The 26,649-nt window shown below is 62.7% G+C and carries 27 protein-coding genes, 1 tRNA gene and 2 rRNA genes; 16 read left to right on the forward strand and 14 right to left on the reverse strand.

The genetic code is table 11. From position 1 onward, the window contains the following. Positions 1-3 precede the first annotated feature (3 nt). Both BM194_RS15565 and BM194_RS15570 read right to left on the reverse strand, forming a co-directional pair. Entirely contained in the window at positions 4-1,875 is a 1,872-nt protein-coding gene (locus BM194_RS15565) for an MFS transporter (protein WP_092848608.1), read from the reverse strand. Positions 1,876-1,879: 4 nt separating this feature from the next. After that, complete coding sequence (locus tag BM194_RS15570) at positions 1,880-2,497, reverse strand: TetR/AcrR family transcriptional regulator (RefSeq protein WP_092848611.1); 618 nt, start codon at positions 2,495-2,497, stop codon at positions 1,880-1,882. 194 nt (positions 2,498-2,691) lie between these two features. On the opposite strand from BM194_RS15570, the gene BM194_RS15575 reads away from it, so the two are divergent. Further along, positions 2,692-3,378, forward strand: a complete 687-nt coding sequence (locus BM194_RS15575) for an SOS response-associated peptidase (RefSeq protein ID WP_092848613.1) — start codon at positions 2,692-2,694, stop codon at positions 3,376-3,378. Further along, positions 3,375-6,212, forward strand: coding sequence for an insulinase family protein (locus BM194_RS15580; RefSeq protein ID WP_244890986.1), 2,838 nt, complete (start codon positions 3,375-3,377; stop codon positions 6,210-6,212). Before BM194_RS15575 ends, BM194_RS15580 begins: the two co-directional genes overlap by 4 nt. A gap of 100 nt (positions 6,213-6,312) precedes the next feature. On the opposite strand, the gene sbcB is transcribed toward BM194_RS15580, so the two are convergent. Genes sbcB through minC form a run of 4 tightly spaced genes read right to left on the reverse strand, consistent with a single transcriptional unit; the run spans position 6,313 to position 9,715 of the window. Next, positions 6,313-7,803, reverse strand: a complete 1,491-nt coding sequence (gene sbcB / locus BM194_RS15585; RefSeq protein ID WP_092848617.1) for an exodeoxyribonuclease I — start codon at positions 7,801-7,803, stop codon at positions 6,313-6,315. 55 nt (positions 7,804-7,858) lie between these two features. Then, a complete protein-coding gene (minE, locus tag BM194_RS15590; protein WP_019019531.1) occupies positions 7,859-8,113 on the reverse strand; it encodes a cell division topological specificity factor MinE in 255 nt (84 codons plus the stop codon). Then, entirely contained in the window at positions 8,110-8,928 is an 819-nt protein-coding gene (gene minD, locus BM194_RS15595) for a septum site-determining protein MinD (protein ID WP_092848618.1), read from the reverse strand. The genes minE and minD overlap by 4 nt, the downstream gene beginning before the upstream one ends. A gap of 49 nt (positions 8,929-8,977) precedes the next feature. Beyond that, complete coding sequence (minC, locus tag BM194_RS15600; RefSeq protein WP_092848621.1) at positions 8,978-9,715, reverse strand: septum site-determining protein MinC; 738 nt, start codon at positions 9,713-9,715, stop codon at positions 8,978-8,980. A gap of 235 nt (positions 9,716-9,950) precedes the next feature. On the opposite strand from minC, the gene BM194_RS15605 reads away from it, so the two are divergent. Beyond that, positions 9,951-12,719 (forward strand): DUF349 domain-containing protein, encoded by a 2,769-nt coding sequence (locus tag BM194_RS15605; RefSeq protein WP_092848624.1) that lies wholly within the window; start codon positions 9,951-9,953, stop codon positions 12,717-12,719. An 81-nt stretch (positions 12,720-12,800) separates the two neighbouring features. Here the strand turns inward: BM194_RS15605 and phbB are convergent, their stop codons facing one another. Continuing rightward, a complete protein-coding gene (gene phbB / locus BM194_RS15610; RefSeq protein ID WP_092848626.1) occupies positions 12,801-13,547 on the reverse strand; it encodes an acetoacetyl-CoA reductase in 747 nt (248 codons plus the stop codon). A gap of 162 nt (positions 13,548-13,709) precedes the next feature. Between phbB and BM194_RS15615 the strand changes: the two genes are divergently transcribed. Beyond that, a tRNA-Met gene (locus BM194_RS15615) sits at positions 13,710-13,786 on the forward strand. A gap of 93 nt (positions 13,787-13,879) precedes the next feature. Here BM194_RS15615 and BM194_RS15620 read toward each other — a convergent pair. Then, on the reverse strand, positions 13,880-14,689 hold the full coding sequence (locus tag BM194_RS15620; protein WP_092848628.1) for a DUF3750 domain-containing protein: 810 nt from the start codon (positions 14,687-14,689) through the stop codon (positions 13,880-13,882). A gap of 76 nt (positions 14,690-14,765) precedes the next feature. On the opposite strand from BM194_RS15620, the gene BM194_RS15625 reads away from it, so the two are divergent. Then, complete coding sequence (locus BM194_RS15625; protein WP_092848630.1) at positions 14,766-15,698, forward strand: thioredoxin family protein; 933 nt, start codon at positions 14,766-14,768, stop codon at positions 15,696-15,698. Positions 15,699-15,764: 66 nt separating this feature from the next. Here BM194_RS15625 and BM194_RS15630 read toward each other — a convergent pair whose 3' ends face one another. Continuing rightward, positions 15,765-16,916: a MalY/PatB family protein gene (locus BM194_RS15630; protein WP_092848632.1), complete on the reverse strand. Its 1,152-nt coding sequence runs from the start codon at positions 16,914-16,916 to the stop codon at positions 15,765-15,767. Between the two features lie 41 nt (positions 16,917-16,957). On the opposite strand from BM194_RS15630, the gene BM194_RS15635 reads away from it, so the two are divergent. The 8 genes from BM194_RS15635 to BM194_RS15670 all read left to right on the forward strand — a co-directional run bounded on the left by BM194_RS15635 (position 16,958) and on the right by BM194_RS15670 (position 21,712). Beyond that, entirely contained in the window at positions 16,958-17,383 is a 426-nt protein-coding gene (locus tag BM194_RS15635) for a hypothetical protein (protein ID WP_092848635.1), read from the forward strand. 67 nt (positions 17,384-17,450) lie between these two features. After that, on the forward strand, positions 17,451-18,266 hold the full coding sequence (locus tag BM194_RS15640) for a hypothetical protein (RefSeq protein WP_092848637.1): 816 nt from the start codon (positions 17,451-17,453) through the stop codon (positions 18,264-18,266). A gap of 53 nt (positions 18,267-18,319) precedes the next feature. Further along, positions 18,320-18,730 carry an acyl-CoA thioesterase gene (locus tag BM194_RS15645; RefSeq protein WP_092848638.1) on the forward strand — a complete coding sequence of 137 codons (411 nt, stop codon included), beginning with the start codon at positions 18,320-18,322 and terminating at the stop codon, positions 18,728-18,730. Next, positions 18,727-19,194, forward strand: a complete 468-nt coding sequence (ybaK, locus tag BM194_RS15650) for a Cys-tRNA(Pro) deacylase (RefSeq protein ID WP_092848641.1) — start codon at positions 18,727-18,729, stop codon at positions 19,192-19,194. Before BM194_RS15645 ends, ybaK begins: the two co-directional genes overlap by 4 nt. Positions 19,195-19,250: 56 nt before the next feature. Then, positions 19,251-19,583 carry a hypothetical protein gene (locus BM194_RS15655; RefSeq protein ID WP_092848643.1) on the forward strand — a complete coding sequence of 111 codons (333 nt, stop codon included), beginning with the start codon at positions 19,251-19,253 and terminating at the stop codon, positions 19,581-19,583. Then, positions 19,552-20,073, forward strand: a complete 522-nt coding sequence (locus BM194_RS15660) for a DUF501 domain-containing protein (protein WP_092848682.1) — start codon at positions 19,552-19,554, stop codon at positions 20,071-20,073. Before BM194_RS15655 ends, BM194_RS15660 begins: the two co-directional genes overlap by 32 nt. 89 nt (positions 20,074-20,162) lie before the next feature. Further along, on the forward strand, positions 20,163-20,714 hold the full coding sequence (locus tag BM194_RS15665; protein WP_092848645.1) for an LOG family protein: 552 nt from the start codon (positions 20,163-20,165) through the stop codon (positions 20,712-20,714). Between the two features lie 26 nt (positions 20,715-20,740). Further along, entirely contained in the window at positions 20,741-21,712 is a 972-nt protein-coding gene (locus tag BM194_RS15670) for an NAD(P)H-quinone oxidoreductase (RefSeq protein ID WP_092848648.1), read from the forward strand. Between the two features lie 21 nt (positions 21,713-21,733). Here the strand turns inward: BM194_RS15670 and BM194_RS15675 are convergent, their stop codons facing one another. Beyond that, positions 21,734-22,228: a 3'-5' exonuclease family protein gene (locus tag BM194_RS15675; protein WP_092848650.1), complete on the reverse strand. Its 495-nt coding sequence runs from the start codon at positions 22,226-22,228 to the stop codon at positions 21,734-21,736. Positions 22,229-22,355: 127 nt separating this feature from the next. Then, positions 22,356-22,859: a tetratricopeptide repeat protein gene (locus BM194_RS15680; RefSeq protein WP_092848652.1), complete on the reverse strand. Its 504-nt coding sequence runs from the start codon at positions 22,857-22,859 to the stop codon at positions 22,356-22,358. A gap of 223 nt (positions 22,860-23,082) precedes the next feature. Here BM194_RS15680 and BM194_RS15685 point away from each other — a divergent pair, with 223 nt between their 5' ends. The 3 genes from BM194_RS15685 (at position 23,083) to BM194_RS15695 (ending at position 25,905) form a co-directional block, all read left to right on the forward strand. Further along, positions 23,083-24,114, forward strand: a complete 1,032-nt coding sequence (locus BM194_RS15685) for an NADP(H)-dependent aldo-keto reductase (RefSeq protein ID WP_092848655.1) — start codon at positions 23,083-23,085, stop codon at positions 24,112-24,114. Between the two features lie 92 nt (positions 24,115-24,206). Continuing rightward, positions 24,207-24,989 (forward strand): peroxide stress protein YaaA, encoded by a 783-nt coding sequence (gene yaaA / locus BM194_RS15690; protein ID WP_092848659.1) that lies wholly within the window; start codon positions 24,207-24,209, stop codon positions 24,987-24,989. 91 nt (positions 24,990-25,080) lie between these two features. Further along, the gene (locus BM194_RS15695) at positions 25,081-25,905 is read left to right on the forward strand and encodes a Tim44 domain-containing protein (RefSeq protein WP_092848662.1); all 825 of its coding nucleotides are present in this window, start codon (positions 25,081-25,083) and stop codon (positions 25,903-25,905) included. 87 nt (positions 25,906-25,992) lie between these two features. Here the strand turns inward: BM194_RS15695 and BM194_RS15700 are convergent, their stop codons facing one another. The 3 genes from BM194_RS15700 to BM194_RS15710 form a co-directional block, all read right to left on the reverse strand. Next, on the reverse strand, positions 25,993-26,190 hold the full coding sequence (locus BM194_RS15700) for a hypothetical protein (RefSeq protein WP_092848665.1): 198 nt from the start codon (positions 26,188-26,190) through the stop codon (positions 25,993-25,995). 133 nt (positions 26,191-26,323) lie between these two features. Then, positions 26,324-26,439, reverse strand: a 5S ribosomal RNA gene (gene rrf, locus BM194_RS15705). A 138-nt stretch (positions 26,440-26,577) separates the two neighbouring features. Beyond that, positions 26,578-26,649: ribosomal RNA gene (locus BM194_RS15710) — 23S ribosomal RNA — on the reverse strand; the annotation flags it as partial.

A 26,649-nucleotide genomic window follows, 5' to 3' on the forward strand; every position in this document is an offset into this window, starting at 1 on the left:
TCTTCAGTCGAGGATGCGCCGCTCGGCGGCAGTCTTGAGTTCGCGCACCTTGGCTTCGAGACTGGCGCTGCTCGCCGCCTCCGGCCTCATCGGCTCTCCGAACACCAGTGCCACCTTGGCCCGCAGGCGGCGCGGGCGCTTGGTCAGCGCCGGGCCGCCGCGATTCGAGGTCCAGGACCCCCACAGTCCAGCCAGCGCCGCAGGCACGACCGGCACTGCATCGCGTGCCAGAATCATGTCCACGCCACGCCGGAAGCGGTGTACATCGCCATCGGGCGTCAGCCGACCCTCGGGGAACAGCATGACCACTTCACCGCTGCGCAGCGCCAGGCTGACCTGCTCAAGCGCACGCCGCACGCCGCCCGGATCACGGCGCTCCGAGTCCACGGGAATCGCCCCGGCAATGCGAAAGAACCAGTTCAGCCACGGCGACTCGTAGATCGGCCGGTCCATCAGGAAGCGCAGCGGGCGCGGGCAGCCTCCGCCCAGGATCAGGGCGTCCATGAAACTGACATGGTTGCACACCACCAGCGCGGGCCCCTCGGCGGGGATATGGCTGCGTCCGGTGAAACGCAGGCGATACAACACATGCATCAGCGCAAAGATGGCCAGCCGCAGCACCGAACGCGGGTTGATCATCAGGATGTATACCCCGGTGGCTAGTGCAATGCCCGCCAGCCAGACAAAGAAAACGTGTAGCGAGGCCCCAAACAGGGTCAGCACCACGATACCGAAGACGGCCGCCAGGATCATGAACAGCGCATTGAGCAAGTTATTGGCGGCGATCATCCGTGCGCGGTGCTCGTCGTGGCTGGCGAGCTGCAACAGGGTGTACAAGGGCACGATATACAGTCCGCCGCCGACACCGACCAGCGCCAGGTCCAACGCCATGCGCCAGAAGGCGGGCATCGCCCATAGCACCGTCAAGCTCAGTTGCTCGCCGGCGATGGCCGGCTGCAGGGCCAGATCGAGCCCGGCGATGCCGATGATTAACGCGCCCAGCGGGACCAGCCCCACCTCTAGCCGCCCACCGGAAAGACGGGCACATAACAGCGCACCACCGCCCACGCCCAGCGCAAACGCCGCCAGCAAGGCGCTGACGGCCGTCTCGTCGGCATGCACCACGTCGCGTACCCACGCCGGCAATTGAGTCAGATAGCAGGCGCCCAGAAACCAGAACACGCTGATGCCCAGCAGGCCACGAAAGACGCGCGGATGTCGCCAGCTGTCGCGCAACACCTGAATGCTGCCCGACAATGGGCGCCACGTGACGCGCCCGGGGGCACTGGATGGCGCCTTGGGCACGCCCAGGCTGACCAGGTAGCCGGCCAGGGCAATGCCGACCAGCGTCAGTGCGATCGCCGCACGCGACCAGACTCCATTCAGTGAGGCCAGGACCCCGGCCAGCAGCGTCCCGAGCAAGATCGAGACGAAGGTGCCCAGATTGACCCAGGCGTTGCCGCGCACCAGTTCGGTGGGGCGCAGGTGCTGGGGCAGGATGGCGTATTTGACTGGCCCGAACAGCGCCGACTGCGTGCCCATCATGAACAGCAACCCCAGAAGCACGGCAAACTGCTCGAACCAGACGGCAGCCGCAGCAGCACACATCGTGGCCAGCTCAAGCAACTTGAGCCGGCGGATCAGGCGCTGCTTGTCGAGACGGTCGGCCAACGCCCCGCCCCAGGCGGAGAACAGCAGGAAAGGAAGGATGAACAGTCCTGCCGCCAGGTTGTTCAGTAGCCCCGTATCCCAGCCATGCCGGGGTACGGCCACGAAGGTCAACAGCAGCAGCAGGACGTTCTTGAACAGATTGTCGTTGAAGGCGCCCAGGGCCTGGGTCCAGAAGAACGGGGCGAAGCGGCGCTGCGTCAGCAAAGACTCACTCACTATGCTTGGATGGCGACCCGAGGCCGGCAAGGATGGTGGTTAGCAACTGATCGAGCAGCTCTCCGACCTCGAGGGCCTGGCCTTGCCAATAGCCCAGGCGCTCGTTGAGCCCCAACTGCACCAGGCCGTGCACGCTGCCCCACAGGGTGCGAGCCATGCGCCGTGCCTGGAGATCGTCGAGAGCCGGCTGGTATTCCTTGAGGGTGGCCTCGACACGCGTGAACAGGGCCTCGATCATGCTGTTCTGTCGCTGGTCCAGCTCCCCCTCCTGGGCCAGGGGATAATCGAAGAGCAGTTGCCAGCGGAAGGGCTCCTTCTGCGCAAATTGCCAGTAGGCTGTCGCCAACGCCTTTAGCTGTGGCTCGGGGGTGGCCCCGCTAAGGCCCTCGACCGCGGCACGTAGACGATCGAGCGTCTCGATGTTGACGTACTGGAGCAGGTTGTTGAAGCTGCCGTATAGCTTGAGTAGCGTACTGGGCGCGCAACCGATCTCGCGCGCCAGGGCACGCAGGGAGAGCGTATGCACAGGATTCTCCCGCAGCCATGCATCACATGCCGCCATGACCTGGGCATGCAATGCCTCGGGCGCGTGCTGTCGGGGACGTGCCATCGTTAACCTCGTTTCGCAAATCGCTACCATGCGCGCTCGGAAGCGACAATGATCGAACACTGTTTCCGCTCAGCATATCGACACCGTGCATAAACGCAAGTCCGACGCATGCGCCATTTGACAGCAAATGACCGCCAGCCGGTGGTTGATACCATGCGCCGAGCACCCATGACTCCACCAGCCAGAGACCTGACATGGCCGGACGCCTGCATATTGCTGCTTTGCCCCTCGATGGCCTGCTACCGGGGCTCGAGGCCACCCACCCCTTGGCAACCAGTCCCAACCGGGCACCACGTCACCCCGTCTCGATCATTCGTCACGAGCAGGGAACCCCACGCCTGACCACAGCCTTCTGGGGACTGACACCGCCCTGGCTCAAGGTGCTCGACCATGCGCCGCATTGCGCCCGCGCCGAGTCGCTTGACGAGCGAGCCATGTTTCGCGACGCCTTTGCCGCCCGCCGCTGCCTGGTCCCGGTCAGCGGCGTCTATGTCTGGAAACCCCAGCCACGCATGAAGCAGCCATTTCTGGTGACCCGCGCTGATCGCGGCCCGTTGCTGCTGGCCGGATTATGGTGCCGCTATCATACGACACTGACGCACTACAACGATTCCATGGCACTGATCACCGTGCCTGCCAACCAATTGCTCGCCCCGCTCACCGACCGCTTCCCGGCCATCATGGACGCAGGGACGGCACACCATTGGCTGTCGCCGGATACGCCTCAAGAACAGGCCCGCCACCTTCTCTCCCCGGCTCCCTTGGAACTGTTGGGCATTTTTCCTGTATCAAGACGGGTAAACGATCCGTCTTACCAGGACTGGGCCTGTGGTCGACCGACCGGCAACATGGTCCGCTGGCATAGCGAACAGGAGACATGATGCGACTACCGCGATCCCGCCGTGCCCTCGGGCAGGGGCTTTGCTGGCTCGGCCTGGCCGTGGCCGGCGGCCAGGCATTGGCCGCCAACGAGGCCGTTGACACCCACCGCGCCAGCGAGGCACCCATCGTCAGCCCCAACGATGACCGAGACTATCGCACCCTGGCCCTGGACAATGGCCTGCAGGTATTGCTGGTCAGTGATCCCGACGCCGACAAGGCGGCGGCTTCGATGAACGTCTCGGTGGGCAGCGCCCAGAATCCCGAGTCGATTCCCGGCCTGGCACATTTCCTCGAGCACATGCTGTTCCTGGGTACCGAACGCTATCCCGAGGCGGACAGCTACCAGCAGTACATCAGCCAGCACGGTGGCAACCACAACGCCTTTACCGCCAGCCAGGACACCAACTACTTCTTCTCCATCGAGCCGGACGCGCTTTCTGGCGCACTCGATCGCTTCAGCCAGTTCTTCGTTGCCCCGTTGTTCAATCCGGAATACGTTGACCGTGAGCGCAACGCCGTGCATTCGGAGTACCAGGCCCGCCTGCGCGACGATGCCCGTCGCCTGAACGAGGCCATGGACCAGGCGCTCAATCCAGATCATCCGGATACCGGCTTCTCGGTGGGCAGCCTCGAAACGCTGCGCGACGGTGAAAAACCGCTGCGCGAGGCACTGATCGACTTCTACCGGAACCACTACGGCGCCAATGTCATGGACCTGGCAGTAGTGGCGCCACAGTCGCTGGATACATTGGAGACATGGGTACGCGAGGATTTCAGCGCCGTTCTCGATCGCGGCCTGAGCCGGCCCGAGATTCCCGAGCCCCTGCTGACGCCTGAACTCGTTCCGGCGAAGATGCAGGTCCAAAGCCTGGAAAACCGCCGTCAGGTACACTTCCTGTTCTCTAGCCCTGACCCGCTCGAGGACTATCGCCACAAGTCGCTGGACTACATCGCCAGCCTGCTGGGCCATGAGGGCGAAGGCAGCCTTCTCGCTTCACTGCGCGAGCAGGGCTGGGCGGATGGCTTGTCGGCCGGAAGCATGCGCGGCGATGGCGATGACGCCCTATTTGCCGTCAGCATCAGCCTGACTCCCGACGGGGCCCAGCAGCTCGACCGCATCCAGGCCAGCCTGTTCGCCATGATCGAGCGCATTCGCGAACATGGCATCGAGGCCTGGCGCTACGATGAACAGTCTCGCCTGGCGGAACAGCAGTTTCGTTTCCAGCAGCGCGGCGAGCCTATCCATCTCGCCAGCCGCCTGGCCATGAACATGGCTCTCTACCCCCTGCAGGACGTCCAGTATGGCAGCTATCGCATGGATGGGCTCGAACCGGACCAGGTTCGTCAATTACTGGCCTCGCTGACGCCCGAATCTCTGCTGCGGGTGTATAGCGGCCCGGACGTGGAAGGCGATCAGCGCGGCGAATGGTTCGATGCCCCCTACACCCTGACACCAGTCGATCAGTGGCCCGAGGCCGAGCCATTGCCCGATCTGGCGCTTCCCGAACCCAACCCGTACATTGCCGAAGACCTGGAGCTGCTGGACCTCACTTCCCGCGATCCCGTGGCGCTGATCGACGGTGAGCACTTCTCGCTGTGGTATCGTCCCGACAGCGAGTTTGGCACCCCACGGGCCGAGTGGCGCTTCAGCCTGCAAAATCCCGAGGCTTCGAGCAGTGCCCATGACGCCGCCCTGGCCCGGCTGTTGGCCGGCTGGCTGAACGACAGTCTCAACGAAACACTGTACCCTGCCCGCCTGGCTGGCCAGGATGTTTCAGCCTATGCCCATGCCCGCGGCATCACGCTGTCGCTGTCAGGCTGGCGCGACCAGCAGGAACTGGTACTGGGTCAGGTCGTGGCACAGCTGCAGACTGGCGATATCGCCAAGGAGACTTTTGCTCGGGTCAAGATGGGTCTGGAGCGGGAGTGGCGCAACGCCCCGCAGTCACCACTCTATGCACAGATGCAAAGTACGCTGGGCGCGGCGCTGATCCGCCCCCAATGGAGCGACGCTGCCCTGCTCGAGGCTATCGGCCCGATTGACGTCGAGGACTTGCGCGAATTTCGCACTCGCTTCCTCGATCAGCTTTACATCGAGAGCATGGCGGTCGGCAACCTGACGCCAGAGCAGGCCCGGCGCAAGGGACTGACAGTCGCCAACGCCCTGTCGCCCCAGTTGAGCGAGACCGCTATTCCCGAGCTGAAGCCCCTCGATGTGCCATCGTCGGCACCGACGCTGCATCCGCACTCGACACGCAACGACGTCGCGGTGCTGCGCTATTTGCAAGGGCCTGATCGGTCACTGGATAGCCAGGCCGCCCTGGCCGTACTCGGCCAGATGATCGACACACCGTTCTATGCACAGCTACGCACCGAGGAACAACTCGGCTACATCGTCACGGCAGGCTACCAGCCGCTGCTCGATGCACCGGGCATCAACCTGCTGGTTCAGTCACCAAGCGCGGACATCGACACGATCCAGTCACGTATCGACGCCTTCCTGAAGACGTTCGATGCTCGTATCGAGCAGGCCGATGACGAGACGATCGCGCCGTATCGCGACGCCGTGCGCGATCGCCTGCGGGAACGCGATCCCTCGCTCTCCAGTCTGACCAACCGCCTGTGGTACGAACTGGCCTATGATCATACCGAGTTCGACCGGCGTGAGCGTTTGGCCGAGCGCGTCTCGCAGCTGGATGCCGCTACCCTGCGCCAGGCATGGCAATCGCTGCGTGCCGCCCCGGCCCAGGTGGTCACCTTTGCCAGCGGGATGTCACCCAGCGATGTCTCGGCGCTGACCGAAGGCTATCAGCCCCTGCCAGAGGCACGCTGACACGTAGCAGAGTCTCGAAAGACACCGCCCGCGCCGTCTGTCGGCGCGGGCGGTGTCTTTTCTACCCCTTTGCGTTCTCGGTTGCCTGCGACCCCGTCTGTCAGCCAAATGCCTGCGATGGCATCATGGCTTCCACATGCATGACCAGTTCCTCAAGGATCTGCCGTTCACGATCGTTCAAGGAGGCCTGATTCAAGCGCTCGATCTCGCGGGCGAACGCTTGCAGGGTCAGCACGCCCAGCGTGGCGTCGTTCATCCGCGACCAGCGATAGGCTTCCCACTGCGACTGCTCCTCGCTGGTCAATGTATCGGGATAATTGCGCGCCCGCAGACGGAAGAGCATCTCCTCAAGTCGTGGGTCCTGAAATGCGAACGCCGTCTCACCCAGCGCCTCGGGGGTCGTAGCCAGCACCCGCTGCATTTCCTGGCGGTCCGCCGGCGAAAAGAAACCGCCGCTGTAGAGCATCAGGTCCGGATCCTGCGGGCCCTGCGCAGGTCCTTCGGCGAACACCGCCGCCGCCTTCCTGGCGGCCTCGGGATGTGCGCACAGCGCCTTCCAGTGCTGGCGACAGGCCGTCACATCAAGTCCCAGGCGCTCGACGATATCACCGTACTCGCCCTGGCGTGGTCCATTGACATCCTTGAGGAACGTGGCAGGCATGACGACCGGGCTGCGGTTGATGTGAATGACCTTGAGCGGAATCCTCGATTCCCCCTCGGCCAGCTCGTCCGCACTGGCAAAGACCCGGGCACGGATCTCCTCGACGGACAATTCGAATAACGGCGCCGGGTCCACCGAGAGGTCATAGACGACAACGCCGTTGGCATTGGAAGGATGCTCGGCCAGCGGCATGACCAGCGCGCTGCAGCCGCGGCTGGCCGGATAGCGCCGCGAGACATGCAGCATGGGCTTGCGACCGGGAATGTCAAGCATGGCGGCCACGTCACGCTTGCTGCGCAGCCCAAGCAGATAGTCGAACAGCTTGGCGTTGCGCGAGCGCAGCAGCTTCGCCAAGGCGATGGTGGCACGCACGTCGGCCAAGGCATCATGGGCGCCGGCATGCTCGATGCCATTGGCAGCAGTCAGTTCCTCGAGACGGAAGCTCGGCGAGCCATCCTCTCGACGGGGCCACTCGATCCCCTCCGGACGCAGGGCATGAAAGGTACGCACCACGTCGATGAGGTCCCAGCGCGAGTTGCCGTTCTGCCATTCCCGGGCATAGGGATCAAGGAAGTTGCGATATAGAAGATGGCGAGTGACCTCGTCGTCGAAACGCAGGCTGTTATAGCCCAGCACGCAGGTCCCCGGCATACTCATTTCGGCATTGATGCGTGTCGCGAACTCGACCTCAGGCAACCCGCGCCGACGCGCCGTCTGCGGCGTGATGCCGGTGATCAGGCAGGCCTGGGGATGAGGCAGGAAATCGTCGGCCGGCTTGCAATACAAGGTCAGCGGCTCACCGATCTCGTTGAAGTCGGTATCGGTGCGAATGGCCGCGAACTGCACAGGCCGATCACGCCGTGGATCGGCCCCGAAGGTTTCGTAATCGTGCCAGAGAAATGTTCGCTGTGTCGCGCCGGACTGCGCCATGACCGCTCTCCACACCAGTCGAAAGCGACCAGACTAGCACAGCTGGGAGCAACGCTCAGCCGCTACGCGGTAGCGTGACGTTGAGCTCCAGGACAGAACAGTCGTCCTCGCGGTCGAGGCTGATGTTGATGGCGTCCTGATCGACGTTGACATAGCGGCGAATGACTTCCAGCAGTTCGCGCTCGAGCATCGGCATGTAGTCAGGCTGATCGCGCTGGCTGCGCTGATGAGCCACGATGATCTGCAGACGCTCCTTGGCGACGGACGCGGATTTCTTGCGTTCACGCTTCAGGAATTCGAGTAACTTCACCGACGACCTCCTCCGAACACGCGGGAGAGCAGGCTCTTCTTCTGGTACTCATGAAAGCGCAGCGGGATATCTTCACCGAGCAGACGAGACACGGTATCGACATAAGCCTGGCCGGCGTCGCTCTTCTGATCGTGGGTAACCGGTACGCCCTGGTTTGACGCGCGCAACACCGCCTCGGATTCGGGAATCAGCCCAATCAGGTTTATCGACAGTATCTCCTGGATATCTTCCAGGTTGAGCATGTCGCCATGGTTGACCCGTTCCGGATCGTAACGCGTGATCAACAGATGTTCCTTGACGGGATCCTGGCCCTGCTCGGCGCGGCGGGTCTTGGAGCCCAGCAGACCGAGAATGCGGTCGGAGTCGCGAACCGACGAGACCTCAGGGTTGGTCACGACTACAGCCTCATCAGCGTAGTACATGGCCAACTGAGCACCACGCTCGATCCCGGCGGGCGAGTCACAGACCACGTAATCGAAGTCCTTGGTCAGGGTGTCGAGTACCTTCTCGACGCCTTCGGCGGACAAGGCATCCTTGTCGCGGGTCTGAGAGGCCGGCAGGATGTGCAGGTTGTCCACTCGCTTGTCGCGAATCATGGCCTGATTGAGCCCTGCCTCGCCCTGAATCACGTTGATGAGGTCGTAGACGACGCGCCTCTCGCAGCCCATGATCAGGTCCAGGTTTCGTAGACCCACGTCAAAGTCGATCACCACGGTTTTCTTGCCGCGCAGTGCCAGCCCGGTGGCGATGGCTGCTGCACTGGTCGTCTTGCCGACCCCGCCCTTGCCGGAGGTCACTACAATAATCTTGGCCAAGGTAAGCTTCCTGTTGCTAGTGTCTGATGATCATTGTGCATTAGTGGGTTCAAACGAGCGGCGCGATGGCCAACTGGTCATCGTTGAGGCGCACCTGCACCGCCGTGCCGAGCAGTTGAGGGTCGATGTCCTCGAGGCGCTTGTAGTTCCCGGCCAGAGAAAGCAGCTCGGCGTGTAATTCATGACAGAAGATGCCCGCTTCGCGGTCACCATGTATCCCAGCCAGAGCGCGGCCTCGCAGTGCCCCGTAGACATGCACGTTGCCACCGGCCAGGACCTCGGCGCCAGCGTTGACCGAACCGAGCACGATCAGATCGCCCTCTGCCGCACTGACCTGCTGGCCAGAGCGGACCGTGCCACGATGGATACGGTTGGCCACTGGCGCCATGCCGGCCGGTGCCGGGCTCGGCAGTTCTTCCTCGGGCAGCGAGCGCGACACGCTCTCAAGGTTGCGCACCCGCTCTTCCTGGGGCGGAAACCAGCCGAGGCCCAAGGCCCAGGCCGATTGCTTGACAGGGTCCGCCCCACCACGCACGGCAACCGGCAATAGCTTGTGGGCACGGCATACCGCACAGATCCGCTCCAGTGCCAGGTGCGGTTCGGCGAGTTTTTCCACGCTCAACACGACTGGCGTATGCTGGAAGAAGGCCGGCGACTGACTGACCTTGCCGGCCAGTTGCTCGCGTATCTGCTCGGGATCTGCACTGGTCAGTTCCATGACCGTCATGGGCAGCATGCCACCCTTGAAAGAAAAGGCCGTACCTGCCCTGTCCACGTTGAGGCTCATTGCCGGTCTCCGCGTCGGTAATGTCACTAAGCTAAGCGAGGGGCTGCCTGGCTGCAACTGATGATACGCCCAGCCTAGCCTCTTGTCAGTGTCGCAGGACACCGACGCTTCGGGCTTTTCCGCCAGTGGCGCACATGCTTAGATAGCACTGAGCGAACGCCGGTAGCGGACACCGGCACGCGACAACAACCACTTTCTTCTATTATTTACGTCTTTCAGGGATGCCTGTTCTCTCATGTCAGGAATTTTTGGACGCTTATTCGGCCCACGCTGGCAACACCGCGACCCTTCGGTACGACGCCAGGCCATCGATCGCCTCGACGCCAGCCAGCCTCGGGACCGCCAACGCCTGGAGCAACTCGCGAACGACAGCGACCCCGACGTACGCCAGGCGGCACTGGCACGGCTCGAAGACCCCGCCCGCCTGCTGGCATTGTGCGACGACCAGCATTCGCCAGAACTGCACGCCCAGCTCGTAGCGCTGCTGACAGGCCAAGCCGGCAACGTACCGTTGGCTGAGCGACTGACACTGGTCGAGCGTGTCGACGACCGAGACCTACTCACCAGGCTGGCATTGCAGGGCGACAATCAGGAGCTGCGACTGGCGGCATTGGCCCGCCTGGACGACGAACCCGCCCTGATTCATCAGGCCTGCGAGAACAGCATCGCTGCCGTTCGCCATGCGGCAGCCGAGCGCGTCACCTCCGAAGAGGGCCTGGCCCAACTGGCCCGCCAGGCCCGACGCGACAAGCATGTGGCGCGCCTGGCCCGTGACCGTCTCAGCCGATTGCATGAGGATGCCTCACAGGCCGAGGCACAACGCATCGAGCGCGAGCGAATTCTGGACGCTCTCGAACAGCATGCCCAGCATGCCTGGGAGCCGCTCTATGCCGGTCGCTACCGCCACCTGATGCGCGAGTGGGAGCGCTTGCCCGATCTGGCCACACCCGAGCAGGAGCAGCGCTACCAGGAAGCCTGCCTGCGTTGCCGCAAGGTCATCACCGACCATGAAGCGCAGCATCAGGCGATCGAGACGGCAGACCAACAGCGCAATGATGCCGAGGCGGAGCGTCAGGCACTGGTCGAGGCACTGGAAGAATCGGTTGCCAGCCTGCGCCAGGGAGATTCACTCACCCAGCAGGATATCGATAGCCTGCTTGCGCACAAGCGCCTGCAGGCCAGCCGCTGGCAGGCCCTGTCCGAGCAGCATGTCCCCAGTCAGGAGCTCAGCCAGCGCTATACGCAGTCGCTCGAGGCACATGAGCGCATCCGCCTGGCCTGGGAACGCCTGGAACAGCAATCCGACGCACTGCGCGAGGGCATCGAGCAACAGGACAATGCGCGCCTGCGGAGCGTCATGGATAATATCGATTGGCCGAGCGACCTCCCGCCGTCGCCCCTGCTGCGCCGAGTGAAGCGACAACTGTCCCAACAGCCCGTCGACCCCGCCGGCCCGCAACAGGCGGAGCGCTTCGCGAAGGATCTCGATGAACTGGAAAAACTGCTCGAGCGCGGTGCCTTCAAGCAGGCCAGCCGGCTGCACCAGAGCTTACGGCAACGCTTCGATACCTTGCCTGCCGACCGGCGCCAGCCCCTGCAGCCGCGGCTCAAGCGCCTGGGTGCACGGCTCGCCGAGCTACGCGACTGGCGGGGTTTCGTGGCGGGCCCCAAGCGTAACCAGCTGTGCCTGGCCATTGAGGACTTGGCCGAGGATACGACACTCCTCGATGCCGAACTGGATCGGCGTCATCGCCAACTGGTCAAGGACTGGAAAAACCTTGGCGATGCCGCAGCCGAACGCGAGTTGTCCAGCCGCTTCCGGGCTGCCTCGGACCATATCCACGAGCGCCTGGCACCGTGGCGCAAGGCACTCGACGAGGAGCGCCAGCGCAATTTGGAGGCCCGAGAGGGGTTATGCGACCAGTTGGAGGCTCTGCTCGACAATCCCGACCCCGGTGCCGACCCCGATGCCCTGCGCGAGATTCGGGATCGCTCCCGGGAACAGTGGCGGCGCTTCTCGCCCGTGCCCCGGGATCATGCCGAGCAGGTCGGGCAACGCTTCGGCCGCATCCGTCATGCCTTGCAGGCCTTGATCGACCAGCGCGCCCAGGAGATAGCTACTGCCAAGCGCGCCTTGGTCGAAGAGGCCCGTCAACTGCAGCACGACAAGGGAACCGCCGCCCAGCGCGCCGAACAGGCCAAGGCGCTGCAGCGGCGCTGGCGTGAACTGGGTCGCGCCCCCAAGGGAGAAGAGCAGGCCCTATGGCGCGAGTTCCGCAGCCTTTGCGATACCCTCTTTGCCGCACGTGAAAGCGAGAGGGACGACCGTGCCCAGCGGGCCCGCGACCACTTGGATGCCATGCAGGCCTTGATCGAGCGGCTTGACGCCTGGCAACCTTCTTCCAGCCATGATGCGGGGATGCTGGAGCAGGCCATCGCCGAAGCCGACAGCCTGGAGCCACTCCCGGCTGGCCGTCGCAGTGAGGGCATGCGTCGGCGCTGGACGGGCATCGTGCGCGCCCGCCGCGACCGGTTGCTGCGGCTGGCCCTGAGCGAAGAAATCCAGCGCTGGCAACAATTGCGTCCACTGCTCGAACGTCATCTCGATGCCGATGCCCAGCGACTGGAGGGACACGAGGCTGTATCGATCGAGGCCATGCCCGGGCTCGACGACGACATGCTCAACGCCCACGAGCAACGCAATGCGGCACGCCAGGACCCGATGACTGCCGAGCAGGTAGCCGAAACGCTCAGCCGGCTACGTGTTCACCTCGCCTTGCTGGCCGGCGGCCGGGTCGAGCGAGCCGATGAGCCCCTGCGCCTGGCCATCCAGGTGGAACGACTCAACGAATCGCGTGAGCGCGAACTTTCCAAGGCAGGGGAACTGCACGATATCCTGTGCGGCATATTGGCAACAGGGCCAGTCCCGCCTGCGCTGTGGGCCCGGGAAGCCGGCGAGCTCGACAGTCATCTCGCCCAGTTGGCCCGCCTGCCCACGTCCTAGCCAGGCACTGACCCACAAAAAGGAGCGAGGCATCACGCCTCGCTCCTTGCCTTTCTTCTGCCTCGCAGTTCTTTCGGACAATCAGCCCATGAACTGGCCGCCGTTGATGTCCAGGTTAGCACCGGTAATGAAGCCGGAATCGCGGTGCGCCAGGAACGCCACGGCACGCGCGATCTCTTCCGGTGTTCCGTAGCGCTTGACGGGGATCGTCTCGCGAATCGACTCGCGGATCTTTTCGGGAATCTTCATGATCATGTCGGTGGCAATGTAGCCAGGCGACAGCGTGTTGACGGTAATGCCCTTGGTCGCGGTTTCCTGAGCCAGGGACATGGTCAACCCGTGCATGCCCGCCTTGGCGGCGGCATAGTTGGACTGGCCGAACTGACCCTTGCGCCCATTGATGGAGGAAATATTGACGATTCTCCCATAGTTGGCCTCAAGCATGTCCTCGATCACGCAACGACAGGTATTGAATACACTGTTGAGGTTGGTGTCGATGACTTCGCGCCACTGCTCGGGGCTCATTTTCTTGAGCGTGGTGTCCCGGGTAATGCCGGCGCAATTGACGAGTACGCTGACGGGGCCATGCTTTTCGCGAATCTCGCGCACGCCGGCCTCGCAATCTTCATAGTCGGTCAGGTTGGTTCCGGATAGAACGATGTTGTCATAACCGTCGGCGCGCTGGTCTTCGAGCCAGGTTTTTGCCTTGTCGGGGTTGTGGTAGCCAGCCACGACCAGATACCCCTCCTTGGCCAACTCGCGGCAAATGGCCGTACCGATGCCACCAGTACCGCCGGTTACCCACGCCACGGGTGCTGTTTGTGTCATATGTTCTCCCCCTGAGTTATGACGATTGCGCTGAACGAAGAAGATGGCCTTCTGCGAGTGCCACCACCCTCCAGTCAAGTATGGTCCAGTTTCGCTGGGCTGTGCGAGTATTCAACACTTGACTTGGGGCAAGATTTCCTTATAATACGCAGCACAATCTGATGCGGGGTGGAGCAGTCTGGTAGCTCGTCGGGCTCATAACCCGAAGGTCGTTGGTTCAAATCCAGCCCCCGCTACCAAATTTCAAAGAAGCCGATCCATAGGGTCGGCTTCTTTCGTTTCATTCACTTGATTAAAGTCGCTAGTGACAGAACCACACGTTAACCACGTTATTACCGTGTCAACGCTATCACCGGTCTTTCGTCATCGGCCGACCGCCCCAAAACCGACGCCCCGACACCCAGTCGTCCTATCCCGGGAAGTTTGAGCGCGGGCGCGGCATAGTCGATACCGAAGACGAGCCCCAGCAGGTTGACCTCGATCCCCTCGTCACCCGCCACTAGAATCCCGAACAGACCAGCCAACGAGATTTGGTAGCCGCTTTCGCTGGGCGTCTCGGCAGTCCAGCCATCAAGCAAGTAATCCTTACCGATTGCCGTGGGGGGAAAATGCACGCGCAGGCCGGGAACTTGGCGGATGACCCAAGCCGTGAAGGTGTTGCTGTTGGGTCCAGGCCAGATCCGGTATTCGCCGGCACGCGGATAGGCGGCGGCGGCCTCTGCGATAGACGCAATGAGCTGCGTGGCGGCCGCCCCGCGATAGTCGGCAAGCAGTTGCGGTGGATTGCCATACCAGGCCCGGTCCGGGTTGCGCTGTCGCGACGTGTGCACTGCTCCGCGCCAGCGGGTAACTTCATAGACATGATAAAACGTTGCGTCTTGGGACTTGGTCGCGATCCAGGTGTGCACCCCGAAAGCGCCTCGCCAATTGAAGGCGCGTGCTGCATAGACCTGCACGATGGCCTCGCGGGCCTGCTCGGGTAACGGCGCGAGCCCCGCCGTCGAACGATCCGCGGTCGACCAGTGGCTATCCAGATCGATGCTCGGCCCGGCCAGCATGACCAGAGGCCCTCCCAGCAGGAGAATGCCGATCGCTCCCATCACGACAAGACTGCGGAAACCAGCGAACAGCCAACGTTTCATGTACCCGCCCCCTTGAATCCTTGCCGACCGGCCCGCATCTGGTGTGACATACCCACTTTCAACAGGGCCAAGCGTTATGCCGATAGTCGACCCCCGTACCGGAGCCCCTCTCAATACGCCCGAGGCGTCGCAGCAACCGAGCGGCACACAGGCCGACCCGTCGAGCTATATCGTCGATGTCGACATGTCCAACTTCCAGCAGGTCGTGCTGGAAGGTTCGGTCAAGACACCGGTCCTGCTCGACTGCTGGGCCCCGTGGTGCGAGCCCTGCAAGAACTTGATGCCGGTACTCGAGAAGCTCGCCCACGAGTATGCCGGGGCGTTCGTCCTGGCAAAGCTCAACATCGAGGAGCATCAGCAGATCGCGGCGCAACTGGGCATTCGCTCGGTTCCCGACGTCAAGCTGATCATCCAGGGGCAGCTTTACGACCAGTTCCAGGGCGCCCTGCCCGAGCGGCAGATTCGTGAATGGCTGGCCCAGTACATCGAAGCACCTCAGGATGCGCCGGCTAGCCCCGAAGAGCAGGCCGAAGCCGCCCTCACCGCCGGCGATGCCGCCTCGGCACGCGCCATCTACCAACAACTGAGCCAGGAATATCCCGATCACTACGATTATCAGATCGGACTGGCCAGTGCGGTACTGGCCGAGGGTAATCCCGAGGATGCCCGGGCAATTCTTGACAACCTGCCGCCCGAACATCGCGATGGCGCCAAGGCACGCGGCGTGCGTGCCCGCCTCGAGTTCGGCGAGGAAGCCCCCGGCGCCGAGGAGTTGGCTGCCCTGGAGGGCCGCGATGACAGTGAAGCCCAGTATCGCCGTGCCCTGCGCCAGGTCGCCGACGGTCAATACGAAACCGGCCTCGACGCCCTGCTCGCCCTGATGAAGCGCGACCGCGCCTATGGCGACGATGCGGCACGCAAGACATTGTTGCGCGTATTTGATGCTCTTGGTGCCGATCACCCCTTGACCGTGACTTACCGGCGCAAGCTATTTGCCCTGCTGTACTGAGGCGTTAGCGATAGCCGAGGCTTGAGCAGTGGGCCCAACAGGCCCACTGCCTATCCTTGCTTCTGGCTACGACCTACCAAGCACTGTATCGAGGCGCTTTAGTGCCTGCTGCAACTGGGCGGTAGACGTTCCGAAGTTCAGGCGCACGAAACCGGGCCAGCCAAAGTCGGCGCCATCCGACAGGGCGACCTTGGCGCGCTCGAGCAACGCTCTCTGGGGTGATTCGCCCAGCCCCGCTTCACGCAGGTCCAGCCAAGCCAGGTAGGTGGATTCCGGCTCCCGGTAACCGACTCCCGGCCACTGCGCGACATGCTCGCCGAGACAGGCACGATTGTTGCGCAACACGTCAAGCAACGCCTGGCGCCACGGCTCGCCCTCTCGATAGGCGACCTCAGCGGCCAGCAGGCCCAGCACATTGACGTCCGGTACCAAGCCGCGTATGGCCTCCTGCAATCGTCGCCGGAGACTGCCATCAGGTACCACGGCACAAGCACAGGTCAAGCCCGCGGTATTGAAGGTCTTCGAGGGCGCCCATAGCGTGATGATCCTCTTGGCCAAGTCGGGAAACGCCGCCGCCAAAGGGCGGTGTCGCTCGCCCTCGAGGATCAGGTCGCAATGCAATTCATCGGAGACGACGATCAGGTCGTGGCGTTCCGCCAGATCGGCGATAATCGCCAACTCATCATGATGCCAGACACGCCCGGTAGGGTTGTGCGGGTGGCACCATAACAGCAGGCGGGTTTCCGGCGTGATGGCGGCTTCCAGCGCTTCGCGATCGAGGCGCCAGCCCTCACCGTCGGAAACGGGTTCGGCAAGACGCGCGGTCTGCGCCAGGCGCCCGGTGCGTTCGGCGACCTTGAGAAACGGCGGATAGATCGGCGTGACGGTGAGCACCCCGTCGCCGGGCTCGGTCAAGGCCAGGCTGGCCAGATGCAGCGCCGGTACCACGCCTGGCAGCCACAACTGCCAGCCCGGTTCGATCGGCCAGCGATAATGCTGCTGACTCCATTCGCACAGCGTCCGACGCAGACTGTCCGGCGTACGTCCATACCCGAACACCCCATGCGCGACCCGCTCGCTCAGGGCATCGACGATGGCCGGCGGCGACGCGAAGTCCATATCGGCAACCCACAACGGCAACACATCCGATGCATAGCGCTGCCATTTCTGCGATGGGTACTGGCGGCGGTCAATGGACGTGGCAAAATCGAAGCGCATGGTCTCTCCATGTCGAAACTCTGTGATCCCTAAGGAAGAACATGCCTGAAAGCCCCTTTTATGCCAAGGCCATGCGCGGCGGGTCCCGCCTGGTCGGCCATTGGATGCTCATTGGCCAGGCCGATCCCGACCGACTGGCGCAGATTCTTGCCGACACGGCCCGCCTGGCCAGCCTCGGCGATCCCGAGGAGACGCCCAGCGGCGTCACCTTGCGCGAATGGAGTCATGAGGGTCAGCCACCGTCATGGGCCATGCGCAGCGCGTTATTCCTGCTGGCACAGATACCCTCGCGTCCAATTCCCAATGACGATCTCGAGGCCTGTGCGTGGGCCTATTGCTGGCTGCGCAACCGCAGCTTCGAGACCTTCGAGCAGGCATGCGAGGCGCTGCCCGATCACCTGCAAGCGCCCTTGGCAGCACCCCTCGAGCAGGCCTGGGCCGATCAGCAATCCCAGCGTCTGATATAGTCGGCGTTGCCGACAGGGCCCGTGCCCACGGCAGCCACCTCTGTATTTTCCTGCGCTGGAGTCGCTCTTGGACGTTCCCGTTGCCTGGCAAGTCGCCAAGCTGTTGGTCTCGATTGGAGTCGTGCTTGGCCTGGCAGCCATTGCCGAACGCCTGAGCCCGCGTATCGCCGGCCTGTTGTCCGGCTATCCTCTGGGCACGGCCATCGCCCTGTTCTTCATCGGTCTCGAGATTTCGCCCGGTTTCGCCGCCGATAGTGCTGTCCATACCCTTGCCGGGTTTACTGCGACCCTGGCCCTGGGCGGTGGCTATCTCCTGTGCGGCCGGCGCGAAGGTGTCACTGGTATATTGTCGGGGACCCTGGGGGGATTGGCCTGCTGGCTCACAGCCAGTGCCGTACTCGCACAGATCGATTTCGACCGCCTTGGCGGCGCGCTGGTCACCCTGGTAGCGATTGGCCTTTTTCTCTGGCTCTACCGCCAGGTACCCGACCGGCGAACCGGTGGCCGGGGAAGCCTCTCCTGGGCAGGTGTACTGTTCCGGGCCCTGCTTGCGGCAGCGATCATATTCACGATCACCGGCTTGGCTCATGTCCTGCCGCCGGCCTGGGCCGGGTTGCTTGCTGCGTTCCCGGTCACCATGTACCCCTTTCTGGTGATCCTGCACCTGACGCATGGCCCAGGCCCGGTCGCCACGGTCATCAAGCACTACCCGGCCGGGCTCGGCTCGCTGCTCTGCTATGCACTGTGCGTGTCGTTGGTCTACCCCACGCTGGGCCTGGCATTGGGCACGCTGGTCGGTTTTGCCGTCGCCACCGCCTGGTTATGGTTGTGGACGCGCCTGCAGGCGTACTGGCAGCGCTCACGCCACCCTGTCGACGCTTGACCTAGCGTTTGCTCGGGCGTCATTCTGATATGCCATTCGACAAGGATTCGCCGATGTTCACGCGTACGCTGGAGCCTGCCTTCTACGACACCGACGCCTTAGGACATATCAACAATACGCGCCTGCCGGCCTGGTTCGAGTTGGCCCGCAACGATCTGTTCCGGCTGTTCACACCGGATCTCGACCCGCGCAAGTGGGCGCTGATCATGGCGAGGCTCGATGTCGAGTTCCTGGCCGAACTGTTCTATGGCGAGGATATCGAGATACGTACCTGGATATCGCGCCTGGGCAACAGCTCTTTCACCGTGACCCAGGAAGCCTGGCAGAACGGGCGCCCCGGGGCGCGCGGCAATACCGTGCTGGTGCACTACGATCACGAAGCCAAGCGTGCCGCGCCACTCCCTGCCGATGTTCGCCAGGCCCTGGAAGCTCACCTTGTCGATACTGCCGAGGCCGGCGCATGACACCCGCCGTGCAGGCGCTCAAACGTGCCAAGGTCACCTTCGAGCTGCAGGAATATCCGCACGATCCGGCGAGCGCCGCCTATGGCGAGGAAGCTGCCCGGCTGCTCGGCCTAGCGCCACACACCGTCTTCAAGACACTGTTGACGAAGGTCGACGGCAAGTTGGCGGTGGCCGTGGTGCCGGTGTCGGCCATGCTCGACCTCAAGGCACTGGCACGCGCAGCGGGCGGCAAGAAGGCGACCATGGCCGACACTGCCGAGGCCGAACGCGCAACAGGTTATGTGGTCGGCGGCATCAGCCCGCTCGGTCAGAAACAGCGCCTGGCGACGTACATCGACGACAGTGCCGCCGGCCTTATACAGATGCACGTCAGCGCCGGCCGTCGCGGCTTGGAGATTTCTCTCGCCCCGCAGGATTTACTGCGGCTCACCCAGGCATGCCTGGCGCCACTGGCACGCCACTGAGCCTTTTGCGCTACACCGTTGTCACAGGCCCATAGCCGCCCAGTCGGAGCCAATCAATGGCCATTCGCTACGATCTGTGGATTTCGCCCGACGATATCGAGCGCCATCGCGCCGTGGAGGCCGACCTGGAGCGTTACTTCATCGAGCGCTTCGCGGATTACCCGCACATTCGCTTGTTTGGCGACGATCCTTACGATTATGATGCCCCGTTCAATCGCCTCTACGACGTCCTGATCGCGCGCGCCAACGACTACTGCGAGCGTGAGTGGGGCTATGTGCCCACCCCGATTCAGCTCAACCAGGCATTCTTTCGCGGCGTGGCACACTCCAACAAATTCCTGCGGGACTCCGGAAACGATGCTGATCCAGACCGACCAGACGCCCACTGACGCCCAACTGGCCATCATTGCCGAACAACTTGGCAGAGCCCCGCGCGGTATTCAGGCCGTTTCCGCCACCGATGGTCAGGGTACGCCGTTGGTGCTGCGCATGGAGTCCATCGTCGACGACAAGCCCTTTCCTACGCTGTACTGGTTGAGTTCCGATCTGCTCAAGGTCGAACTGTCGCGCATCGAGGCCAGCGGTGTGATCAAGCAACTCGAGGCGCGCCTTCAGGACGATGCCGAATTCCTGGCAGCCTATCACCGCAGCCATGAAGACTACGTGGCCCAGCGCTGGCATTATATGAGCGAATCCTACCGCGAGCAGGCCGAGCGCCAGGACTATACTGCGCTATTTCGCGAGCGGGGCATTGGCGGCATCGCCAACTGGGATCAGGTGCGTTGCCTGCACACCCAGTACGCACATCACTTATGTGGCAATAACGTCATAGGACAGTGGTTGGATGCCGAATATGGCATCATCGACCGTCTGCCCTGAAGGATACCGTTCGACTGGCGGGCGCCCTTGGGGCGCCCGTTTTCGTTACCGGGAATGCTACTATTAGCCCTTTCGCAAGGAGAGACGCCATGCCAAGAGTCTGTGTCTATCTGGGGTCGCGCGAGGGGCACGACCCCCGTTTTCGTGACGCTGCCATCGCGCTGGGACGCGGCATTGCCGAACGTGGCCTGGGGCTGGTCTACGGTGGTGCCCGTATCGGCCTGATGGGCGCCGTGGCAGATGCGGCCCTGGAGGCGGGCGGCGAGGTCATCGGCGTCATGCCCCATCACCTCGTCGATCGCGAGATGGCCCACCACGGCCTGAGCGAACTGATTCGCGTCGACAACATGCATGAGCGCAAGGCCAGCATGGCCGCCCATGCCGACGCTTTCGTGGCATTGCCCGGCGGTATCGGTACCCTTGAGGAATTGTTCGAGGTATGGACCTGGCAATATCTCGGTCTGCATGACAAGCCGGTCGGCTTGCTCGATGTCGCCGGGTTCTATCAGCCCCTGCTAAGCTTTCTGGACAATGCCGTGGATGCCGGCTTCCTCGCGGCGCGTACACGCGCTCAGCTCCAGCACGCCGGCACGCCCGACTCGCTGCTGGACAGCCTCGAAGCCCATTTCAAGCCGGCCTGAGGACACCCAAGGCGCAAGGAGACGCCATGTACGCCATCACACTCGACGATCAAGCGCTTGCCTGGAAGGAACAACCGCCCCTTCCCTCCCCCGGTGCCGATGAAGTGCGCATCAAGGTTGCCTGGGCCGGGATGAACCGGGCCGACCTGATGCAACGTGCCGGCCAGTACCCGCCGCCACCGGGTGCTTCCGAGATTCTCGGGCTGGAAGTCAGCGGCACGATTGTCGAGAAGGGGGCGCGTGTCGAAGGCTTCGACACCGGCCAGCATGTTTGCGCATTGCTTGCCGGTGGTGGCTATGCCGAAGAGGTCATCGTGCATCAGGCTCAAGTCTTGTCGCTTCCTAAAGGCTACGGTCTGCGCGAAGCCGCGGCGCTGCCCGAGGTGTTCGCCACGGCCTGGCTGAACCTGTTCATGGAAGGTGCGCTGCGCCAGGGGGATCGTGTACTGTTGCACGCTGGTGCCAGCGGCGTCGGGACGACGGCCATCCAACTCTGTCGCGCCTTTAGTCATCCCTGCTTCGTCACCGTGGGCAATGACGACAAGCTGCAGCAATGCCTGTCGCTGGGTGCCGATGCCGGTTGGAACCGCCACCAGGGCAGCTTCGTCGAGGCCGTGAAGAACTGGGGCGGCGCTGACATGATTCTCGATCCGGTGGGTGCCAGCTACTTGGCCGACAATCAGCAGGTACTCAACATGGATGGCCGCTTGGTCCTGATCGGCCTGATGGGTGGCCGAGCGGCCGAGCTGGACATGGGACGGATGTTGATGAAGCGGCAACGCCTGATCGGCTCGACCTTGCGCAGCAAGACACCCCAGGCCAAGGGCGCCATTCTCGATGCTTTGCATGCGCATGTCTGGCCGCGCCTGGTACGCGGCGAGCTTCGCCCGTTGATCGACCGCGATTGGCCGATACAGGACGCCCAGCAGGCCATGGATTATCTGGAAAGCAACGCCAGCATCGGCAAGGTCTTGCTGTCGGTGAGTGGCGAGGGATAGACGGTCGGCGTATCGCTAGCGCTAGGTCGTCGAGTCGAGGGTGCGTAGGTACGTCAACTGCAGTAGCCGGGCATCCTCGCCGGCACGGTGGCGACGAATGCCGCGTTCGGCGATCAGGGCTTCCTTGGTGCGCTTCCATAGCGCAAGTTGCCTGTCGTTGAGAAGTCGGCGCAAAGCCTCTAGGCGGAAGCGCGGCAACATGCCGGCATGATGGAACAGTAGCGACAGCCAGGTATTGTCGTAACCCCAGCTATCGCTGTAGGCGATGCCCGCTTCGCTGAGCTCGTCGTTGAGCCAGCGCGCCACTTCGACCACAGGATAGCCCTCGCGCTTCAGTCGCCCTCGCGAGATACCGTGCAGCAATTCTGCCTTGGGGTCCCAATGCGTCCACTCGTCGAGGGGCTGGATGAGAAAGGCACAGGTACTGCCATCGCTTCTCGCCAGGCCAACCTCTATGGGATAGCTGCCCCGGCCAAAACCGGACGCTTCGATATCGAGCAATATGGGCAGCGTCACATCACATTCCTATCTGGTTCGGGCTAGACGATTCGGCTGGGTTCCCGTCCATGTAAACACGAAATCCGGGCTATTGCCCGGATTTGCCTGGCTTGGATTAAACGCAGCTACTGGCCCCGAGACTCGCTCAGTGCATGGGCGAATCGTGCGCCTCGACACGATAGACTGGATAGTCGGCAAGCGCCTGCCAGTGCGCGGCACACTGCTCATCGACAGCCAGATCGAGGTCACCTTGCCGATAGGCCTCGGCCAAACGCCTTGCTGCCAGGCGATGGCCAGCCTCGCCGGCTCTGGCATACCAGGTTACGGCATGGTCGTGACGACGCGGATATTGAGCGCAGCCATGCTCGTAGATCAGTGCGGCCTGGTATTGGGCTTCGGGATCGCCACTCTGCGCTGCCTGCAGCACATAACGCGCCCCACGCGCCTTGTCCTGCGGGGTCATGCCGCGTTGGAACAGCATGTTGCCGTAGACCGACAGCGCTGCCGTATGCCCGGCTTCGGCACAGCGCTGGAAAAGATGCATGGTCAGGCGCTGGGTACGCGGCGAACGCGGTAACCAGCGAGTTTGGAATAGCTGCTCGGCCAGTCGATATTCAAGCCGGGTAAACAGGGAAGAAGCCTGCGGCATGGCTAAGAACCTTGAATCCAGTTTGCCTAGGGTGACAACGTCGAATACAGCCCCATCCAGGGCCAGTCCACGTGTTCATCTCCTTGCTGCCAACCGTCCGGACTCCGCCGGATCAACGGTGGGCAAGCATACGCCCACCTCGGGCATGACTCAACCCTAGTTTGCCGCTTTCTCGCGCCCCCGCTACCATGCCCTTTTCCCTAGCATAGATGGAGCCTGCGGAATGCAGAAACGACCACTTGGCCGGACAGGGATCGACGTCACCCGCCTCTGCCTGGGCACCATGACATTCGGCGAACAGAACACCGAAGCCGAGGCTCACCGGCAACTCGACCGCGCCGTCGATTTCGGTATCAATTTCATCGATACCGCCGAGATGTACCCGGTCCCGCCCAAGGGCGAGACGCAAGGGCGCACTGAGGCCTATATCGGCACTTGGCTCAAGGCCCGAGGCAAACGCGACGATCTGGTAATCGCTACCAAGGCAGCCGGTCCTGGCATGGAGCACATCCGTGGAGGCCCACGCCTGACGAGCGAGCATATCAATCAGGCCATCGACGCCAGTCTCGAGCGCCTGCAGACGGACTACATCGACCTCTACCAGTTGCACTGGCCGGACCGCAGTACCAACTTCTTCGGCAAGCTGGGTTATCAGCCGGACCTGGAGGAGGACGCCACGCCCCTGGCCGATACATTGATGGCCCTGAAAGCGTTGGTCGATGCTGGCAAGGTTCGCGCGATTGGCCTGTCCAACGAAACACCGTGGGGCGTCATGCATAGCCTGCACCTTGCCGACACACTTGGCGTGCCACGGGTGGCCAGCGTGCAGAATCCGTACAATCTGCTCAATCGCAGCTTCGAAGTGGGCCTGGCCGAAATCGCCCATCGCGAACAGGTCGGCCTGCTGGCCTATTCGCCGCTGGCCTTTGGTGTGCTGTCCGGGAAGTATCTGGATGGCGCCCAGCCACCCAAGGGCCGCCTGACCCTTTATGAGCGCTTCAAGCGCTACACTTCAGACGTGGCCAACGAGGCCACACGCGCCTATGTCGACATTGCCCACCGGCATGGCCTCGACCCGGCACAGATGGCGCTAGCGTTCGTCAATTCGCGACCGTTCCTGACCAGCAACATCATCGGTGCCACCACCATGGAACAACTGGAAAGCAACCTGGCCAGCGAGGCCCTGTCGCTCGACCAGGCCGTGCTCGACGAGATCGAAGCAGTGCATCGCCGGCTTTCCAACCCCTGCCCCTGAAGCTATGGGAGCAATAGCGGGGGCGACATCGGCCCCCGCAGCCCCGCTTGGTATACTCTCTCCTGCCATGACCCAAGACGCAGGAGCCTTTGATGCTGAGTGTGATCTCCCCGGCCAAGACGCTGGACTTCGAAACGCCCCCCACCACCCGTACCTACACCCAGCCCGACTACCTGGAACAGAGCCAGGCACTGATCGACATCCTGCGTGATTATTCGCCACAGCGGCTTGCCGAGCTGATGGGCATCAGCGACAAGCTGGCCGGTCTCAATGCAGCCCGCTTTGCCGAATGGGCCCCGCCCTTCGATCTCGAGAACGCCAAGCAGGCCATCCAGGCGTTTCAGGGAGATGTCTATGTCGGACTGGATGCCGCCTCGTTCAGCGAGGCGGACAATGCTTTCGCCCAGGATCACCTGCGAATTCTCTCCGGCCTTTATGGACTGCTGCGTCCCCTCGATCTGATCCAGCCCTACCGCCTGGAAATGGGGACACGTCTGCCCAACGATGCCGGCAAGGATCTCTACGCCTTCTGGAAAAACCGGCTCACTCAGGCCCTGGACGACGCTATCAACCAAAGCGGTACCCCGGTACTGGTCAACCTCGCGTCAAACGAGTACTTCAAGGCCATCGATGCCAAGCGCCTTTCTTCCCGGGTTGTCACCCCCGTATTCAAGGATGCCAAGAACGGCCAGTACAAGATCATCAGCTTTTATGCCAAGAAGGCGCGGGGGCTGATGAGCGCCTGGATGATCCATCAAAGGATCGATGACCCGGAAGGCCTCAAGGACTTCGATGTCGATGGCTATCGCTTCAACTCCACCCTCTCGCAAGGCGATACCTGGGTCTTCACCCGCAAGGAACAAAGCCCATCCTGAGGCGTCTTAGCATGCAGGAATCGGGACAGGGACAAAGGCGAGAGGTAAACTGCCTCTAGCCTTTTCATTACCCTTCGGAGACGACACCATCATGAAAAACCTGTTTGTCATGCTACTGGTCGGCCTGCTTGGCTTCGGCCTGGCAGTCGAGCATGCTGAAGCCAAGCGATTAGGCGGGGGCAAGAGCTTCGGCACTTACTCACGTTCGGCCAACACGACCGACGCTGCACCGAACCGTACAGCCACGGCTACCCCTCCCCGTCAGCCTTCCAAGGGGCTGTCGCGCTTCGCCGGGCCCTTTGCGGGGCTCCTAGCCGGTGGCCTACTGGCCTCGCTGTTCTTCGGTGGCGCCTTCGATGAACTGCGCCTACTGGACATGCTGCTAATTGCCGGCGCCATTTGGCTGGCCTTCCGGCTGTTTCGTAAACGGCGTCAACCTGCGCCGGCCGGCGGCCCTCGCGAGCAAGGTTATCAGCAGCAGGCTCGCCCCGATAATACGACGCAGGCCTTTACGGCGAGCGGACTGGGCGGCGGTGCTGCAGCACAACCCGCCTGGTTCGACAGGGAACGCTTTCTGGGCGGCGCCAAGGAACACTTTATGACGCTGCAGCGCGCCTGGGACAACAATGACTTCAGTAGTATTCAGGAATACGTGACACCGGAGCTTTATAACCTGTTGCGTGAGGAACGTGCCAACCAGCCGGCTAATAATCGCACCGAAATCGTCCGCCTTTTTGCCGAGCTTGGTGATGTGCGAGAGGTGGGGCGTCAGGCCGAAGCCACCGTGCTTTTCCATGGCATCATGGACGAGAATGGCGAACAGAATGAGTTCAATGAGACCTGGCATCTGGTACGCGACCTGCGAGACGGCGCGCCGTGGTACGTCCAAGGTATCGAGCAGAACACAGCGCCCTGATAACCTCGTTCAGAGCCAACAACCTAACTACTGAAAGAAGCGCCGGGCCCAAGGGTCCGGCGCTTGTCTTTACAGCGGCCTGCCAGGTCAATTCTGTGCTTCCTCGGCAGACTCCTGAATATCCTCGCCCATTTCTTCTACGCTATCACCGGCATTTTCCGCCGCTTGATCCATGCTCTCACCGGCTTCCTCCATCGGCCCCTCATCTTCACACCCGGCAATTCCGCCTACCAGCATGGCCATGAGGGCAACCAGACCCAGCATCTTCCACAGGCTTCCTTTCATGTATCGCTCCTTTACGTATGACTTGCCACCCTAACGTAGAGAGCTTTTCAGCATGTCGCCAATCAAGCGTATGAAAATGATTTTCCCGGAAACGAAAAAACCCCAGCCGATTGGCTGGGGTTTTCGAAGAGATGCCTGACGATGACCTACTCTCGCATGGGGAGGCCCCACACTACCATCGGCGCTGAGCGGTTTCACTGCTGAGTTCGGCATGGGGTCAGGTGGGACCCGCTCGCTATGGTCGTCAGGCGTAACTGTGGCGTGCTGCCGGAGCAGCACCCAAATACCTGGTGCTCTAACAACGTGATCAAGCTGACTGCGATACGACTCGCGTATCCGTGTGTCGTGGCGACCGCCACCCGGGCCGTCAGGCCCCTTGGGTGTTATATGGTCAAGCCTCACGGACCATTAGTACGGGTTAGCTCAACGCATTGCTGCGCTTCCACATCCCGCCTATCG

This window comes from Modicisalibacter xianhensis (genome assembly GCF_900113605.1).
In the GTDB taxonomy this organism is placed as follows: Bacteria; Pseudomonadota; Gammaproteobacteria; order Pseudomonadales; family Halomonadaceae; genus Modicisalibacter; species Modicisalibacter xianhensis.

Coding starts and splice junctions, on each gene's coding strand:
- BM194_RS15620 (WP_092848628.1), bottom strand. CDS start 14,689: ATGAAACGTTGGCTGTTCGCTGGTTTCCGCAGTCTTGTCGTGATGGGA.
- BM194_RS15575 (WP_092848613.1), top strand. CDS start 2,692: ATGGCCGGACGCCTGCATATTGCTGCTTTGCCCCTCGATGGCCTGCTA.
- minC (WP_092848621.1), bottom strand. CDS start 9,715: ATGAGCCTCAACGTGGACAGGGCAGGTACGGCCTTTTCTTTCAAGGGT.
- BM194_RS15625 (WP_092848630.1), top strand. CDS start 14,766: ATGCCGATAGTCGACCCCCGTACCGGAGCCCCTCTCAATACGCCCGAG.
- BM194_RS15680 (WP_092848652.1), bottom strand. CDS start 22,859: ATGCCGCAGGCTTCTTCCCTGTTTACCCGGCTTGAATATCGACTGGCC.
- BM194_RS15580 (WP_244890986.1), top strand. CDS start 3,375: ATGATGCGACTACCGCGATCCCGCCGTGCCCTCGGGCAGGGGCTTTGC.
- ybaK (WP_092848641.1), top strand. CDS start 18,727: ATGACACCCGCCGTGCAGGCGCTCAAACGTGCCAAGGTCACCTTCGAG.
- BM194_RS15645 (WP_092848638.1), top strand. CDS start 18,320: ATGTTCACGCGTACGCTGGAGCCTGCCTTCTACGACACCGACGCCTTA.
- BM194_RS15655 (WP_092848643.1), top strand. CDS start 19,251: ATGGCCATTCGCTACGATCTGTGGATTTCGCCCGACGATATCGAGCGC.
- yaaA (WP_092848659.1), top strand. CDS start 24,207: ATGCTGAGTGTGATCTCCCCGGCCAAGACGCTGGACTTCGAAACGCCC.
- BM194_RS15665 (WP_092848645.1), top strand. CDS start 20,163: ATGCCAAGAGTCTGTGTCTATCTGGGGTCGCGCGAGGGGCACGACCCC.
- BM194_RS15670 (WP_092848648.1), top strand. CDS start 20,741: ATGTACGCCATCACACTCGACGATCAAGCGCTTGCCTGGAAGGAACAA.
- BM194_RS15685 (WP_092848655.1), top strand. CDS start 23,083: ATGCAGAAACGACCACTTGGCCGGACAGGGATCGACGTCACCCGCCTC.
- BM194_RS15635 (WP_092848635.1), top strand. CDS start 16,958: ATGCCTGAAAGCCCCTTTTATGCCAAGGCCATGCGCGGCGGGTCCCGC.
- BM194_RS15660 (WP_092848682.1), top strand. CDS start 19,552: ATGCTGATCCAGACCGACCAGACGCCCACTGACGCCCAACTGGCCATC.
- BM194_RS15700 (WP_092848665.1), bottom strand. CDS start 26,190: ATGAAAGGAAGCCTGTGGAAGATGCTGGGTCTGGTTGCCCTCATGGCC.
- sbcB (WP_092848617.1), bottom strand. CDS start 7,803: ATGGCGCAGTCCGGCGCGACACAGCGAACATTTCTCTGGCACGATTAC.
- phbB (WP_092848626.1), bottom strand. CDS start 13,547: ATGACACAAACAGCACCCGTGGCGTGGGTAACCGGCGGTACTGGTGGC.
- BM194_RS15570 (WP_092848611.1), bottom strand. CDS start 2,497: ATGGCACGTCCCCGACAGCACGCGCCCGAGGCATTGCATGCCCAGGTC.
- BM194_RS15605 (WP_092848624.1), top strand. CDS start 9,951: ATGTCAGGAATTTTTGGACGCTTATTCGGCCCACGCTGGCAACACCGC.
- BM194_RS15695 (WP_092848662.1), top strand. CDS start 25,081: ATGAAAAACCTGTTTGTCATGCTACTGGTCGGCCTGCTTGGCTTCGGC.
- BM194_RS15630 (WP_092848632.1), bottom strand. CDS start 16,916: ATGCGCTTCGATTTTGCCACGTCCATTGACCGCCGCCAGTACCCATCG.